Source organism: Geojedonia litorea, from assembly GCF_042654525.1.
Taxonomy (GTDB): domain Bacteria; phylum Bacteroidota; class Bacteroidia; order Flavobacteriales; family Flavobacteriaceae; genus Geojedonia; species Geojedonia litorea.
In genome coordinates this window covers 982,983-998,207 of the sequence record NZ_JBHSGP010000014.1, presented here as the reverse complement: position 1 = coordinate 998,207, position 15,225 = coordinate 982,983, and the positions used below count along the sequence as shown (strand labels likewise).

The window sequence follows — 15,225 nt, the reverse complement described above, 5'->3', positions numbered from 1 at the left end:
TAAAACTGCGATAAAATAATAGTGTAAAAGTACAGTATTATTTATTTTAGCTGAAATTCTAATTATTAATCATGAAAATCATCTCCTACAACGTCAACGGTATTAGAGCTGCCATCAATAAAGGTTTTATGGATTGGCTTAAAAGCGCTAATCCAGACGTTATTTGTCTTCAAGAAATAAAAGCTATGAAAGAGCAATTGGATCTTTCAATTTTTGAAAATGCTGGATATAATTATCATTATTGGTTTAGTGCACAGAAAAAAGGCTACAGTGGCGTTGCAATTTTGAGTAAAATCAAGCCCAATCATGTTGAATATGGCACCGGTATTGAATCAATGGACTTTGAAGGCCGAAATATAAGAGCTGATTTCGACAACTTTTCGGTGATGAGTTTGTATTTACCTTCGGGAACCAATGACGCTCGTTTAGATCACAAATTAGAATACATGGCCATGTTTCAAGATTATATTGACAATTTAAAAAAGGAGATTCCAAATCTTATTATTTGTGGCGATTATAACATCTGTCATGAAGAAATAGATATTCATAATCCAAAAGGATTATCTAATGTATCTGGATTCTTACCTGTCGAACGCGAATGGATTGGAAACTTTCTAAATAGTGGATTTATTGATTCGTTTAGACATTTCAACAAAGAACCAAATCATTATACCTGGTGGAGTTACAGAGCCAATGCTAGAGCTAACAATAAAGGCTGGAGATTGGATTATGCCTTGGCAAGTTCTCCTCTACAAGAAAAGCTAAAACGAAGCGTTATACTGTCGGATGCAGTACATAGTGACCACTGTCCGATATTACTAGAACTAGAATCTTAAAAAACAACTTTAAAAACTCTTAAACCTATGTTTAAAAAATTGTCGTTAATAGCATTAACACTGATACTAACATCGTCTTGTGTTTCTAAAAAGATCTACACCGATTTAGAAAACAAGTATGCTGATCTCAAAAAAGAGCATCGTCAGTTATCTGATGAAAATAGTGATCTTACTGCAGCTTTAAATAAAGCACAAAATGATTTGGCCAAACTCCAAAAATCTTTTGATGAAACAGTTGCGCAGCGCGATCGCTTACAAAGTGATTACGAAGCCACCAAATCAAATTTAGACAACTTAAAAGCGTCTTATGATGCGTTGGAGAAAAACAGCTCTGCAGCAATTGCTGAAAATTCTAAAAAGAATAGAGAATTATTAGCACAATTAGAAGCTAAAGAACAGGCTTTAGCGGCTGAAAATGCCCGATTAGAAAACTTAAAACGTGAACTAGAAAGTCGATCACAACGTGTTGCCGAACTTGAAAACGTCATTGCTTCAAAAGATGCCGCGATGAGTAGATTAAAAGATGCCATTTCTAAAGCACTTACCAACTTTGAAGGCAAAGGATTAACCGTTGAGCAACGTGACGGCAAAGTGTATGTTTCAATGGAAAATAAATTGTTATTTGAGTCTGGAAGTTGGGCCGTTGGTTCCAATGGAAAGGAAGCCGTAAGACAATTAGGAACCGTTTTAGCTGACAATCCTGAAATAGCCATATTAATTGAAGGGCATACTGATAATGTACCATACGCAGGGAACGGGCAATTAAGCGGGAATTGGGATCTATCTACCAAACGCGCAACTGCGATTGTCAATATTTTAAGAGAGAATGCATCTATTAATCCTGAAAATTTAACTGCAGCTGGTCGTGGCGAATATGCGCCAATTGCCACCAATACTACGGCAGAAGGAAGAGCTAAAAACAGACGAATTGAGGTGATTTTAACACCTAAATTGGATGAAATTTCTAAATTATTAAATGAGATTTAATCCCTTCTTAAGTCTTTAAATAACTTTTATTACAATTTTTTAAAACCTTTCAGTCTTTAAACCCTGAAAGGTTTTTTTATCTTTGCCCCTTGCTAAATCTACAAGAGACCATACAATGAAATACACTACGCTTCCACACAGTAATATTAAAGTAAGTAAAATTTGTTTGGGTACTATGACCTGGGGCAATCAAAACACTCAAAATGAAGGTTTTGATCAAATGGATTATGCACTAGACCAAGGTGTTAACTTTTTTGATACTGCAGAGTTATACCCAGTACCCGCAGAACAAAAAACTTATGCAGAAACCGAACGTATTATTGGCAACTGGTTTCAAAAAACTGGAAATCGAGATAAAATTGTATTAGCATCCAAGATTGCCGGAACAGGATCTTATACTGCACATATAAGAACCAACGGATTTAGCCCAGAAGCTATTAAAGATGCCGTTGAGCAAAGCTTAAAACGTCTTAAAACCGATTATATAGACTTGTATCAGCTGCATTGGCCTGAACGCAAAACTAATACCTTTGGAGCCCGAGACTACAAGCATAATCCAAATGATGATTGGGAAGATAATTTTAAAGAAATTCTTCACACTTTTGATGGTATAATTCGTGAAGGAAAAATTAGAAAAGTAGGCATCTCCAACGAAAAAGCTTGGGGAACCATGCGTTATTTAGAGGAATCAAAACGTCATAGTTTACCTAGAATGATTACCATTCAAAATGCTTATTCGCTCCTTAACCGCGTTTATGAAGGTGATATGGCAGAAATTTCTATGCGAGAGCAAATTGGTTTATTAGCCTATTCTCCAATGGCGTTTGGAGTATTATCTGGTAAGTACATTAAAGGAAAAGCTGAAGAAAGGGCGCGTTTAAATTTATTCCCAAGATTTTCAAGATATAGTAGCGCTCAATGCACCGAAGCCACTAAACGCTATTTAAAAATTGCTGAAGACCATAATATGACTTTAGCTCAAATGTCATTAGCTTTTGTTACCCAGGAACCTTTTGTGACTAGTAATATTATTGGTGCAACGCGATTAGATCAACTTAAAGAGAATATAGACAGTATTCACCTCACATTAAGCGACGAGGTTTTAAAAGCAATTGATTTAGTGCATGCCGAGATACCTAATCCTGCGACGTAAATTCAATTTATTATAAAAAAACAAAAACCCCTTTCTACTTATGTAAAAAGGGGTTTTGATATTATTTGATTTCCTTACCATTTTTGTCAAAAAAATGATATTCAAGATAAGTGTAAGCATCTCTGGGCATTACTTTTACCCATTTTTTATGTTCTAAAAACCATTTAGAACGCACAGACGGAAAGCCTTTGGTTAAAAAGGCTGCTATAAATGGGTGTGTGTTTAAAATCACCTTTTTATAGTCTTTTTTGAAAAGTCGCTCTAGGTCTTGAGTGATCTTTTGAATCACTTTAATTGGTGCTTCAATTTCACTTCCTTCAACACCGTTAGGATTCTCTTCTTTAGTTTCAATATTCCTTTCCGGGCGAACACGTTGTCTAGTAATTTGTACTAGTCCAAACTTGCTCGGAGGTAATATTTTATGCTTTGCTTTATCATCTTGCATTTCGTCACGAAGATGATTGTACAGTTTTTTACGGTTATCAGCTTTGTTCATATCAATAAAATCGATCACGATAATGCCACCCATATCACGCAAGCGCAATTGTCGAGCAATCTCTGATGCAGAAATCATATTGACTTCTAGAGCTGTATCCTCTTGGTTCTTCTCTTTGTTAGATCGGTTACCACTGTTAACGTCTACAACATGGAGGGCCTCGGTATGTTCTATAACCAAATAAGCACCTTTTGCCATGGAGACTGTACGTCCGAAAGATGTTTTTATTTGACGCTCAATCCCGTATTTTTCAAATATAGGAACGCCATTTTTATACAGCTTTACAATGGACTCTTTGTTAGGTGCAATCTCATGCACGTAATCTTTAATTTGTACATACAAGGCTTCATCATCTACAATAATACTGGAAAATGAATCATTAAAAATATCTCTTAAAATTGAAGAGGCTTTATTCATTTCGCCAAGCACCTTACTAGGGTGATGTGCTTTGTACAATTTTTTACACATGGCCGTCCAACGCGCCAACAAATTTTGTAAATCTTTGTCGAGTTCGGCAACTTTTTTGCCTTCGGCTACGGTACGAACTATTACTCCAAATCCTTTAGGTGTAATGCTTTTCACCAATCGTTTTAAACGATCTTTTTCTTCTTTCGATTCAATTTTTTGAGAAATTGAAATACGATCTGAAAATGGTACTAAAACAATATACCTTCCGGCAATAGACAACTCGCTACTAATACGAGGGCCTTTTGTTGAAATTGGTTCTTTCACAATTTGAACTAGTGTCGATTGATTGGCTTTTAATGCATTTGATATGCTGCCATTTTTATCGATGTCTTTTTCAAACTGAAAATTTTTAAGTAAAAAATCTGTGTGTTTCCCTGTGCTTACACGTTTTACGAATTTTAAAAGTGAAGGTAATTGTGGCCCTAAATCATGATAATGCAAAAATGCATCTTTCTCATAACCTACATTAACAAATGCAGCATTTAGTCCCGGAACCGCTTTACGTATTTTGGCTATAAACACATCGCCAACCGCAAAGTTGTTATCGTCTTCATCTTTATGCAATTCAATAAGTTTTCCATCTTTTAATAAGGCAAAATCAACAACATCAGAACTCGATCGAATAATCAATTCTTTATCCATATTGTAAATTTATATCCACCACGCCAATGCGCGATAGATGGATTATACTTTATTTTTTGACACAGGATGTTAAATCCGTTAAATTCATCTTTTTACGAAGGTAAACGCAAAATTTAATGAATTAGATATCAAAGAACGTTACTTTAAAAATTGAAAAAGTAGTTAAAAAACTACTTTTTCAATTTATTTTTTTTTGTGACGATTAGCGCGTCTTCGTTTTTTACGCTTATGCGTCGCTACCTTGTGTCTTTTTCTTTTTTTACCACTTGGCATAAAATAAACTTTTTAATTAATTATTTGTTTTTTAACGTTTTAGTTAGTTAACGTCAACATTTGTTTTTACTCCTTCAACAAATACTTTAGCAGGTTTAAATGCAGGTATGTTGTGAGCAGGAATTTTGATAGTTGTATTTTTAGAAATGTTTCTTCCAGTTTTTTCAGCTCTTGTTTTTACGATAAAGCTTCCAAAGCCTCTTAAATATACATTATCTCCACTCTCTAAAGAAGTTTTTACCTCTTCCATAAAAGTTTCAACTGTTGCTTGAACATCTCCTTTTTCAATTCCTAGTTTATCAGAAATTTTTGCTACTAAATCTGCTTTTGTCATTGTAATAATTTTAGGGTTATCTATTAATTATAAGGGATGCAAATATAGGAATTTTAATTTCAATATTTCAAACCTAATTAATTAAAATTTAACGGGATAAAGATTTATTTTTGTGACGAATTAAAATAAATAATGAATTTCAGCAAAACTTTAACTAATTGGTATTCAATATATAAGCGAGATCTCCCATGGCGGAACACCAAAAACCCATATAATGTCTGGCTGTCAGAAATTATTCTTCAACAAACACAAATAAACCAAGGGCTCCCCTATTACCTCGCATTTATCGATGAATATCCAACTGTTTTTGATCTGGCAAATGCAAATGAAACCGAAGTTTTAAAGCTTTGGCAAGGTCTAGGATATTACTCAAGGGCCAGAAATTTACATACCACAGCAAACTTTATTGTTAATGAATTTGATGGGAAGTTTCCAAAAACTTATAAAGAGCTGTTGCAACTAAAAGGTGTAGGTGATTACACTGCAAGTGCTATAGCTTCTATTTGTTATGATGAACCAACCGCAGTAGTTGATGGAAATGTTTATAGAGTGTTAGCCCGGTTTTTTGGAATAGATACACCTATAAATTCAACACGTGGCATAAAGGAATTTAAAGCATTGGCTACTTCGCTTATTGACAAAAAAAATCCTGGAGATTACAATCAAGCTATTATGGAGTTTGGTGCTAGACAATGCAAACCGAAAAATCCGGATTGCACAGTTTGTCCTTTAAAGGGTAGCTGTTATGCACTTCATCACAGTAAAATAGAAACTTTACCATTAAAACTTAAAAAGACAAAAGTCAGCACCAAATATTTTAACTTTTTAGTTTTTATATCGGCCGATAAGAGAACCCTGTTTCAAAAACGTACAGGAAATGGCATCTGGAAGAATCTTTATCAATTCCCATTGGTGGAAACTAAAAGTGAATTAACTCCTGAACAGTTTAAAAATAGTCCAAAGGTTGCATCTATTTTAAAAGGAATCGCGTTTGAATTTAGTTTGTACAATACTACAGATATTGTACATAAATTATCACACCAACATCTGCATACTAAATTTTGGATTGTAGAAGTCAATTCACTTCCCGAAAAGGGAATTTTATATCGTGATTTACAAAATTATCCTACTCCAGTTTTGATCAATAATTTTATTGACGAATTCAAGTTTCCTATTTAAAGACTCGTATTTTTTTATTACTTTTAAAAATGTCAATGCAAAAGGTTAATTTTGCATTTAAATTTTAAACTAATTATGTCAGGAACTTTAAATAAAGTGATGCTTATAGGGCATTTAGGAGATGAAGTAAAAATGCACTATTTTGAAGGTGGCGGATGTATTGGACGTTTTCCATTAGCCACTAATGAAACTTACACCAACAAGCAAACTAATGAGCGTGTTACTAATACAGAATGGCACAATATAGTTGTGAGAAATAAGGCCGCCGAAATTTGTGAAAAATATTTAACAAAAGGAGATCGTGTGTACATTGAAGGTCGAATCAAAACCCGCAAATGGCAAGATGAAAGCGGACAAGATCGCTATTCTACTGAAATACAATGTACCGATTTCACCTTTTTAACTACCAAGAGTGAATCACAAGGCAACGATTTCAACACTCAACAATCTGCAAAAAACCAAGCTTCAACGCCACAAGTGGCAAATGAAACGGTTGAAGATGATGATGATTTACCATTTTAAGTCTAACCAAACCTTATAATCTTGGACCCTGAACCCGCGAGTTTAATTTTATTTTTTATATCAGCAAACGCTGCTTTAGTTTCAGGAATAATCTTACTGCTTTTACTTCTTATGTGCTCTGCATTAATTTCAGGGGCTGAAGTGGCATTTTTCTCATTAACCAGAAGTGATATTGATACTGGCTTAGAGGAAAACCCAAAAGCATTTCAAATTATTTCAAAGCTTTTAGAACGACCAAAAAAACTTCTCGCTACAATTTTAGTAGCAAACAATTTTATCAATATAGGTATCGTAATCCTATTCGCCTATTTAGGTGAGTTCATGTTTTACAACATTACTGTACTTTGGTTACGATTTATTGTAGAGGTTGTACTTATCACTTTTCTTATCCTCTTAATGGGTGAAATCATTCCTAAAATCTATGCAAGTAGAAACCGAGTAAAGTTTTCAGCTTTTATGGCAATCCCATTGCGAGTTATTGATGTTTTGTTTTCACCTTTGAGCCTACCCATGCGCCAATTTACTTTATATATTCATAATAAACTTGGCAGACAAAAATCGAATATTAGTGTTGATCAATTATCCCAAGCGTTAGAATTAACTTCAGAAAGTGACACCACCAAAGAAGAACACAAAATATTAAAAGGGATTGTTTCATTTGGCAACACAGACACCAAACAGGTTATGCGCCCACGTATTGATATCTTTGCTTTAAGTACTGATCAAAAGTACAGTGAAATCATTCCTGAGATTATAGAAAACGGTTATTCAAGAATCCCTGTTTATAAAGATAATATCGATACTGTTATAGGTGTACTATATGTAAAAGACCTATTACCTTATATTGATCGAAAGCAATTTGACTGGACTACTTTATTAAGAGTGCCCTTTTTTGTTCCAGAAAACAAGAAACTAGACGATTTAATGGTTGAGTTTCAAGATAAAAAAGTGCATTTAGCCGTTGTGGTTGACGAGTATGGAGGCACTTCGGGCATAGTGTCATTGGAAGACGTTATAGAAGAAATTGTTGGTGATATTAGTGATGAATTTGACGATGACGACTTAATTTACACTAAAATTGATGAGAACAATTATGTGTTTGAAGGTAAAATTCCATTAAAAGACTTTTACAAAATTATAAATGTAGAAGATGATTCTGTTTTTGAAGATGCTAAAGGCGAAGCTGAAACTATAGCTGGATTTATTTTGGAAGTTTCTGGAGTTTTTCCAAGAAGAAATAGTAAAATAAATTTCAAAAATTACGTTTTTACCATAGAAGCTTTTGACAAAAAAAGGATTAAGCAGGTGAAATTCACAATCTTAAAATAAAACACTTCCATTTTCATGAATGGAAAATGCTTATGAAAAAACTAACTTTATCTGTATTAACGTTTATTTGCATAGCATGTGGTGATGAATCTGTACCTAAACCCAATGCCTTACTTCGTTTAGATTATCCAAGTCCAGAATATAAAACGACTAACACCCCCTTACCGTTTTCTTTTGATAAAAATGTAATTGCTGACCCCATCACAAGTATAAAAATGACTAAAGACTCCTCTAGTTATGGACTTGATGTGAATTATCCCTCACTTAAAGGAACCATCTATCTAACTTATAAAAAGGTTGATGGCAATTTGTTGTCGTTAATTAAAGATGCTCAAAATCTTACTCAAAAACACACTATAAAGGCAGATGAGATAGCCGAGCAAAAATTTATTAATAACGAACACAAAGTGTTTGGGATGTTTTACGAAGTTGGTGGCAATGCTGCCTCTCAATCTCAATTTTATGTTACTGATAGTATAAATCATTTTTTAAATGGGTCCTTGTACTTTTATGCAAAGCCAAATTATGATTCACTATACCCAGCGGCGGTATATTTAAAAAATGATATAAAGCATATTATGGAAACTATAGAGTGGAAAGAGAATTGATTTTATTGAAATGCTCTTAATAAAAAAAGCCTCTTCAAATGAAGAGGCTTTTTTATCCTTGTGATTAGTATTAGATTCCTTTAGTTAGTTAAAAGTATATCTTAAACCAACTTGCATTTGCCATCTAGAACTTTGAATCCCACTATCATCATATTGTGTAGGTCCATTCTCTATTGCGCTTTCTCTTAAACTGAATACAGGATTTGGACCTGCTGTTTCTGTTTGTAAGATTTGCGTATTTCCAAAAGCAAATGTTTGTCTTCCCCAATCTTTATTTAAAAAATTAGTGAAGTTAAAAATATCTACAGAAAGCTGTAAAGTATTGGTCTTTTTAATAGCATTAAACGAGATATCTTGTAAGAATTTTAAATCTACGATATGACTCCAAGGCCCTCTAGAACCATTTCTCTCTGCATACTTACCTCTTCTTGTTTTTAAATAATCATCATTATTGATATAATCATTTAGTATAGCCCATTCATCTGCTGTACCCGCAGCAGAGCCTGTTCTATCTCTTAAAGTAATCTCTCCAGCACTCGCTGGAACATATATTAAAGCATTATCTCTAGAATCATCATTTAATAAATCTCTGCCATCTCTGTAAGTATAAGAATATGGTTGTCCTTGTGATCCGTTATAAAATAACCCAATGGTGCTTTTAATATTATCGTTCCATTTTATTTCATAGGACATATTACTCGATATTCTATGTCCTTGAGAAAAATCAGACCTTGACACTGGCAAATTAGAGTTCTTACCATTTACAGTCTGTTGATTTCTCCATTGAGAACTATTTTGAGAAGATGTACCGTCAAATATGGCATTTGACTCTCCATAAGAATAGGATACCTGGCCAGCAAAACCATTTTCATAAGGCTTTCTAATTGTTAAGGCACCATTCCAAGAATTTCCACCACCAGTGTTAGTAGCTAAATAAATTCCTTGATAGGCACGATCAATACGATCTCCTCTATTATAGAACGGTCTATTATCTGCGCCATTTAAAAAACCAACAGGGCCTTTAAGGTTTAGATTCTGATAATAAATGTCGGTAATGTTATCGTTCCAAATTACATCGGCACTAACTATTAAGCCCCATAATGGTAATTTTTGATCAACAGCAACGTTCACTTTGAATCGTTGTGGCAACTTAAAGTTGGAAGCAAACAGATCAACTTGTCCTCCTGTTCCGCCAGATCCTGGGGTAACGTCCTCAAACTGATTGTTAACATCAGCCTCAAAAGGTGTTCCTCCAAATCCAAGAGTAAATCCACCTGTTACACCATTATTATTATAAATAGCTCCTGGCCACACCAAAGGCAACCTAGAAGTAAAAATTCCAAGACCACCTCTAACTTGTGTAGTTTTATCGCCATTAACATCCCAATTGAAACCTATTCTTGGAGAAACATGTACGGATGGACTAACACCTCTACCAACACGTGCTCCCTGAAGGTCTTTTCCTGCTGCTTCCAATAACGGAATGGTTCTGTTATTAAAATCATCATTAACAGGGCCATCAGACCAATAAGGAATATCAAAACGAATTCCTGCGGTTAATTTAAAATTGTCTGTCATATTTACTTCATCTTGAGCATAGAACCCAACCTGAAGCACATCAAACTCTGAAGCACCTGCAGATTCGTCACCAACAGTACCATTTCCTACTAAAGAATATCCATGTTGATAAAAACTAGAAGTTTGGCCTGCCAAAAATCGATTCACTCCAGTTGTACCTCCACTATTGTTAAACTCATAAAAACCATAGTTAAAAGCGAAAAATAAGTTTTTAATTTTCGAATACTCATTGTGAGTCCCTAATGTTATTGTATGTCTTCCTTTATAAATTTCAAAATTATTGGTAAAGGTGAAAACATCCTGATCTAATAAGTTAGCTGTAGAAAAAGGTTCAGATCCAAAAACAATCTGTCCGTCCCCATCCTGTAATTCAACAGTTGGAAACGGATCTCCACTAGGGTCTCTGTCATCTCTTACTATTTTATAACTTACGATCATACTATTTGCAAACTTATTACCATAAGATGAGTTCCATTGCAAAGTTGTCGCATTAGTTTTATTCGCAAAGTACTCTGATCCATTTAGAAATTCAATAGACCTCGAATTAGACGTTCTTGCTTCAAGGTTTTTAATATCTTGTAATCTATGTGTCAATGACAAACTGTGATTTTGATTAATATTCCAATCCAATTTAGCGGTAACAAGATTGTTTTCTAAAGTAGATGCATTATTATCATAAACACCTGGGTCATACCCGTAATTGGAAATCAAAAACTGTCTCAATGCTTCAATATCAGATGCTGATGAATCACCTCCATAATTACTTAAATTAAAAGGCTGTGGTGTTTCATTGTCCTGTTTTTCATAGTTGACAAATAAAAACAATTTGTCTTTTACAATTGGCAATCCAACTCTGGCGCCATAGGTAAGGGCCGTAAAGTCATTTAATTTTTCTCTTGAATCACCATCATTTATTAAAGCGGTAGGTGTTTTGCCTGCTAAACTCTCATTTCTGAAATAGCTATATACCGATCCTTCAACATTGTTAGATCCAGAACGCGTAATTGCGTTAATTGCTCCACCAGTAAATCCAGAAATCTTAACATCAAAAGGTGCTAACTGAATTTGAATTTGTTCTAAAGCATCAATTGAAAACGGGTTGGCACCTGTTTGTCCTCCATCAGTCCCTGAACCAGCAAGACCAAAAACATCATTACTTACCGCTCCATCCACATTTATACTGTTGAACCTATTGTTTTGACCTCCCAAAGAAACTGAAAAACCATCATTACCTTCTGACAATTGCGCTTGTGGTGTTGCTCTTAAAAAATCTGCAATCGACCTTGACGCTGAAGGAATTGTTGTTAAATCCCTTTCACTTACGGTTGTCTCTGCACCGGTTCTATTAGAATCAAACACGTTATTTCGTGTTGCAGTAATAACAACTTCATCTAAAGCACTCGCAGATTCTACAAGTTGCTTGTTAATTGAAGTTGTTTGTCCTAAAGTTAAGCTAAAGCCTTCATCGGTATATTCCTTATAGCCTACAAAACTTATCGTAATTTTATATGGACCTCCTGGTCTCATATTAGAAATTCTGTAAAATCCATCAAAATCACTAGCTGCCCCATAGGTGGTATTGGTTGGCAAATGAACCACAACAATGTTAGCTCCAGGCAAAGGTTGTCCTTCAGAATCTGTGATTTTACCATTTATAGCAGAAGTAGTTGTACCCTGCCCAAATGCTAAACCTATAGCAAAAAATGCTATTGTAAAAAGTAAAAATTGAGTAATTTTCTTCATATTTATTGATTAAGAATTAGTTTAAAGTTTTGGCAAAAATAAGCATTATAAACCATTTTACATTATGCTAATGTTAACAATTTTAACAGTATAATTTAGGCATTTAAGCCTTTTTAGACATTGTTAAGACCTTGTTGTTTTAAAAAACTTTTTAACAATATTTATGTTAAATTTTTGTAGTGTTTTAATAGGTTTGAGGTAGATGTATCATGATTATTAACAACAGAACTGTCATTAATTTCAGATAAAATTGTGTTTGCGAGCTGTTTTCCAAGCTCCACACCAAACTGATCATAGCTAAAAATATTCCAAATCACACCTTGAACAAATATTTTATGTTCATAAAGGGCAATCAATTTACCTAAACTTTCGGGTGTTAATTTATCAATTAATATGGTAGTGGTAGGTTTGTTCCCTTCAAATACTTTAAATGGCACGAGATGTTTGGAAGACCCTTCATCTATTACGTCGTTTTTTGATTTCCCTGTCATCAATGCTTCAGTCTGCGCCAAAAAGTTTGACATTAGCTTATCTTGATGATCCTTATTACCATGTAAAGATTTTGCAAATCCAATAAATTCTGCAGGAATTAATTTGGTGCCTTGATGTATTAATTGAAAAAAAGCATGTTGAGAGTTTGTTCCTGGTTCTCCCCAAATAATGGTGCCTGTTTGGTAATTTATTGGGATTCCACTGCGATCAACACTCTTACCATTACTTTCCATGATACCTTGTTGTAAATAGGTAGCAAACTGGTTGAGATATTGTGAATAAGCTATTACCGCTTCACTTTCAGCATTGAAAAAATTGTTATACCAAACACTCAACAAAGCCGTAATTACAGGTAAATTTTTATCGAATGCTTGAGTTTTAAAGTGCTCATCCATTTTATTTGCGCCCGAAAGAAGCCCATCAAAATGATCGTAACCAACAGCTAAACTTATGGTCAAACCAACGGCACTCCAAAGCGAAAAGCGTCCACCAACCCAATTCCACATCGGGAAAATGTTGCTTTCGTCAATTCCAAACTCTTTTACTTTTTCTATATTAGTAGAAACAGCTACAAAATGCTTGGCAACATCACTTTGCTTCCCTGATTTCAAAAACCATTGTCTAATTGTATTCGCATTTGAAAGTGTTTCTTGTGTAGTAAAGGTTTTTGAGACTACAACAAACAGGGTTGTTTCAGGGTTTAAATTCTTGATCACTTCATTGACATGGTCACCATCGACATTACTCACAAAATGAGTTTTTAGATGATTTTTATAAAAGGAAAGTGCTTCAACAACCATTGCAGGACCAAGATCTGATCCGCCAATTCCAATATTTACAACATCAGTAAACGGTTTGCCTGTAAATCCTTTTAATTGTCCATTTACTACTTGGTTAGTAAATGCTTTTATTTTGTTCTTAACCTGATAAATTTCTGGAATTACATTTACACCATCAACCATAATTTTTGCCGATTCTGGAGCTCTCAAAGCCGTGTGTAGCACGGCACGTCCTTCGGTTTCATTAATGACATCTCCATTATAGTATTTGGAGATAGCGTCTTTTAAATCGACTTCATTAGCTAATTGCAGCAATAAATCTAAAGTTTCTTTAGTAATTCTATGCTTTGAAAAATCTACATAAAAATCTTCCCATTTAAGTGTTAAGTCATTAGCCCTATTAGGGTTTTGGTTAAAATATTCAGTAATATGAATATCTTTTATGGCTTCAAAATGATGTTGTAGTAATTGCCAAGATTTTGTTTTAGTTGGATTGGTTGATTTTAATGCCATTATTTTACTGCTGATATTAAGTCTGCTTTAGATGCTATTTCAATAGTTTGATCCTCAAATAAGATGTTGTCAAGTTGAAGCTTGATAGGAGCTATATAATTTAAGTATTTCCCTTTTAATGCATCTGAAATGGGCTCTGCTTCAGGTAACTTTTCCCTAAACGGATCAACTTGAGCTCCATTTTTCCAAAATCTATAACACACATGTGGACCACCTGTATTACCGGTCATCCCCACTAAACCTATAATATCGCCTTGCTTCACAAAATCACCAACTTTAACTTTTCGCTTGCTCATATGCAAATATTGGGTAGAGTATGTGGCATTATGCCTAATTTTAACATAATTACCATTTCCTCCCTTATATGCAGACTCAATTACTGTTCCGTTAGCCGTTGCCATAATAGGGGTATTAACGGGAGCGGCAAAATCTGTCCCTTTATGGGGTCTCACTTTATAACCATAATAAGCTATTCGTCTATTTAAATTATATCTTGATGATATTCGGCTAAATTGTACCGGCATTTTCAAAAATGCTCGGCGTAAATTTTTAGCTTCTTCATTAAAATAGTCTCTTATATGTTTAATTGAGTCTGTTTCAAATTGAAAAGCGTAGAAGGGTTCATTTTTATGTTCAAAATATGCCGCTTTAATATTATGAACACCTGTGTAAATGGTGTCATCGATGTACTTATCTGTATAAATCACCTTAAAGCGATCGCCCTTTTGAAGCCTTCTAAAATCTATGGTCCATGCATAAATTTCGTCGGCCATTTTATAGGCCAACCTTGGACTTAAGCCAAGTTGCTCTAAGGTTTCTGAAATATTACTATCAATAACACCTGTAGCCGACTTTTCTACATAGGTAATTGGCTTTTTACTGGTGTAAGCATGTATTGAGTCTTGAAAATTGAGTACCACGTACTCTTCCATGCTTGGTTGATAAATGAAACATTTTGGCGTTTGTAAAGAGTCTTTAGCACACAATAAGGTATATGGTTTCCCTACTTGCAGATTTCGAATATTGAAGCTTTCTTTAGCTTTTTCGGCAATATGAAAAATTTTGGGATACCCAACATTATTACGTTCCATAATTACGCCAAAACTATCCCCTTTTCTAATGGTATCACGCTTTACGATGTAATCATTGAGCTTAAAACCAAATTCATAAACATCTTTAGGTTCAACGTAGGTTTGTAATGGTTCTAAATCGTCTCTTTCTGTTTTTTCTTTACATGATGAAAGACTAATACATACAAATAGTGCTATTAATAATTTTTTTGATTGCATTAAT

Annotated in this window: 12 protein-coding genes; 7 read left to right on the top strand and 5 right to left on the bottom strand. The window is 34.2% G+C overall.

Annotation, left to right across the window (positions count from 1 at the left end):
- The first annotated feature begins 71 nt into the window (after nucleotides 1-71).
- From ACFO5O_RS12355 to ACFO5O_RS12345, 3 genes are all read left to right on the top strand, one after another.
- Complete coding sequence (locus ACFO5O_RS12355; RefSeq protein ID WP_387964217.1) at nucleotides 72-836, top strand: exodeoxyribonuclease III; 765 nt, start codon at nucleotides 72-74, stop codon at nucleotides 834-836.
- A gap of 27 nt (nucleotides 837-863) precedes the next feature.
- Entirely contained in the window at nucleotides 864-1,823 is a 960-nt protein-coding gene (locus ACFO5O_RS12350) for an OmpA/MotB family protein (protein ID WP_387964215.1), read from the top strand.
- A gap of 115 nt (nucleotides 1,824-1,938) precedes the next feature.
- On the top strand, nucleotides 1,939-2,976 hold the full coding sequence (locus tag ACFO5O_RS12345; RefSeq protein WP_387964213.1) for an aldo/keto reductase: 1,038 nt from the start codon (nucleotides 1,939-1,941) through the stop codon (nucleotides 2,974-2,976).
- 61 nt (nucleotides 2,977-3,037) lie between these two features.
- On the opposite strand, the gene ACFO5O_RS12340 is transcribed toward ACFO5O_RS12345, so the two are convergent.
- Both ACFO5O_RS12340 and ACFO5O_RS12335 read right to left on the bottom strand, forming a co-directional pair.
- Nucleotides 3,038-4,582: an Rne/Rng family ribonuclease gene (locus ACFO5O_RS12340; protein WP_387964211.1), complete on the bottom strand. Its 1,545-nt coding sequence runs from the start codon at nucleotides 4,580-4,582 to the stop codon at nucleotides 3,038-3,040.
- A gap of 316 nt (nucleotides 4,583-4,898) precedes the next feature.
- The gene (locus tag ACFO5O_RS12335) at nucleotides 4,899-5,189 is read right to left on the bottom strand and encodes an HU family DNA-binding protein (RefSeq protein ID WP_119027732.1); all 291 of its coding nucleotides are present in this window, start codon (nucleotides 5,187-5,189) and stop codon (nucleotides 4,899-4,901) included.
- A gap of 132 nt (nucleotides 5,190-5,321) precedes the next feature.
- Between ACFO5O_RS12335 and mutY the strand changes: the two genes are divergently transcribed.
- The 4 genes from mutY (at nucleotide 5,322) to gldD (ending at nucleotide 8,827) form a co-directional block, all read left to right on the top strand.
- Nucleotides 5,322-6,368 (top strand): A/G-specific adenine glycosylase, encoded by a 1,047-nt coding sequence (mutY, locus tag ACFO5O_RS12330; protein ID WP_387964209.1) that lies wholly within the window; start codon nucleotides 5,322-5,324, stop codon nucleotides 6,366-6,368.
- A 75-nt stretch (nucleotides 6,369-6,443) separates the two neighbouring features.
- On the top strand, nucleotides 6,444-6,890 hold the full coding sequence (locus tag ACFO5O_RS12325) for a single-stranded DNA-binding protein (RefSeq protein WP_387964207.1): 447 nt from the start codon (nucleotides 6,444-6,446) through the stop codon (nucleotides 6,888-6,890).
- A gap of 21 nt (nucleotides 6,891-6,911) precedes the next feature.
- Entirely contained in the window at nucleotides 6,912-8,219 is a 1,308-nt protein-coding gene (locus ACFO5O_RS12320) for a gliding motility-associated protein GldE (RefSeq protein ID WP_387964205.1), read from the top strand.
- A gap of 26 nt (nucleotides 8,220-8,245) precedes the next feature.
- Nucleotides 8,246-8,827 carry a gliding motility lipoprotein GldD gene (gene gldD, locus ACFO5O_RS12315; protein WP_465253852.1) on the top strand — a complete coding sequence of 194 codons (582 nt, stop codon included), beginning with the start codon at nucleotides 8,246-8,248 and terminating at the stop codon, nucleotides 8,825-8,827.
- An 84-nt stretch (nucleotides 8,828-8,911) separates the two neighbouring features.
- Here gldD and ACFO5O_RS12310 read toward each other — a convergent pair whose 3' ends face one another.
- The 3 genes from ACFO5O_RS12310 to ACFO5O_RS12300 all read right to left on the bottom strand — a co-directional run bounded on the left by ACFO5O_RS12310 (nucleotide 8,912) and on the right by ACFO5O_RS12300 (nucleotide 15,221).
- Complete coding sequence (locus tag ACFO5O_RS12310) at nucleotides 8,912-12,148, bottom strand: TonB-dependent receptor (RefSeq protein WP_387964201.1); 3,237 nt, start codon at nucleotides 12,146-12,148, stop codon at nucleotides 8,912-8,914.
- Between the two features lie 161 nt (nucleotides 12,149-12,309).
- Nucleotides 12,310-13,932, bottom strand: a complete 1,623-nt coding sequence (pgi, locus tag ACFO5O_RS12305) for a glucose-6-phosphate isomerase (RefSeq protein ID WP_387964199.1) — start codon at nucleotides 13,930-13,932, stop codon at nucleotides 12,310-12,312.
- Nucleotides 13,932-15,221 carry a M23 family metallopeptidase gene (locus ACFO5O_RS12300; protein ID WP_387964197.1) on the bottom strand — a complete coding sequence of 430 codons (1,290 nt, stop codon included), beginning with the start codon at nucleotides 15,219-15,221 and terminating at the stop codon, nucleotides 13,932-13,934. Before ACFO5O_RS12300 ends, pgi begins: the two co-directional genes overlap by 1 nt.
- Between the last annotated feature and the right edge of the window lie 4 nt (nucleotides 15,222-15,225).

Excerpts from the sequence above, each read along its gene's own strand:
- ACFO5O_RS12355 (WP_387964217.1), top strand. The coding sequence starts at position 72 with ATGAAAATCATCTCCTACAACGTCAACGGTATTAGAGCTGCCATCAAT.
- ACFO5O_RS12350 (WP_387964215.1), top strand. The coding sequence starts at position 864 with ATGTTTAAAAAATTGTCGTTAATAGCATTAACACTGATACTAACATCG.
- ACFO5O_RS12345 (WP_387964213.1), top strand. The coding sequence starts at position 1,939 with ATGAAATACACTACGCTTCCACACAGTAATATTAAAGTAAGTAAAATT.
- ACFO5O_RS12340 (WP_387964211.1), bottom strand. The coding sequence starts at position 4,582 with ATGGATAAAGAATTGATTATTCGATCGAGTTCTGATGTTGTTGATTTT.
- ACFO5O_RS12335 (WP_119027732.1), bottom strand. The coding sequence starts at position 5,189 with ATGACAAAAGCAGATTTAGTAGCAAAAATTTCTGATAAACTAGGAATT.
- mutY (WP_387964209.1), top strand. The coding sequence starts at position 5,322 with ATGAATTTCAGCAAAACTTTAACTAATTGGTATTCAATATATAAGCGA.
- ACFO5O_RS12325 (WP_387964207.1), top strand. The coding sequence starts at position 6,444 with ATGTCAGGAACTTTAAATAAAGTGATGCTTATAGGGCATTTAGGAGAT.
- gldD (WP_465253852.1), top strand. The coding sequence starts at position 8,246 with ATGCTTATGAAAAAACTAACTTTATCTGTATTAACGTTTATTTGCATA.
- ACFO5O_RS12310 (WP_387964201.1), bottom strand. The coding sequence starts at position 12,148 with ATGAAGAAAATTACTCAATTTTTACTTTTTACAATAGCATTTTTTGCT.
- pgi (WP_387964199.1), bottom strand. The coding sequence starts at position 13,932 with ATGGCATTAAAATCAACCAATCCAACTAAAACAAAATCTTGGCAATTA.
- ACFO5O_RS12300 (WP_387964197.1), bottom strand. The coding sequence starts at position 15,221 with ATGCAATCAAAAAAATTATTAATAGCACTATTTGTATGTATTAGTCTT.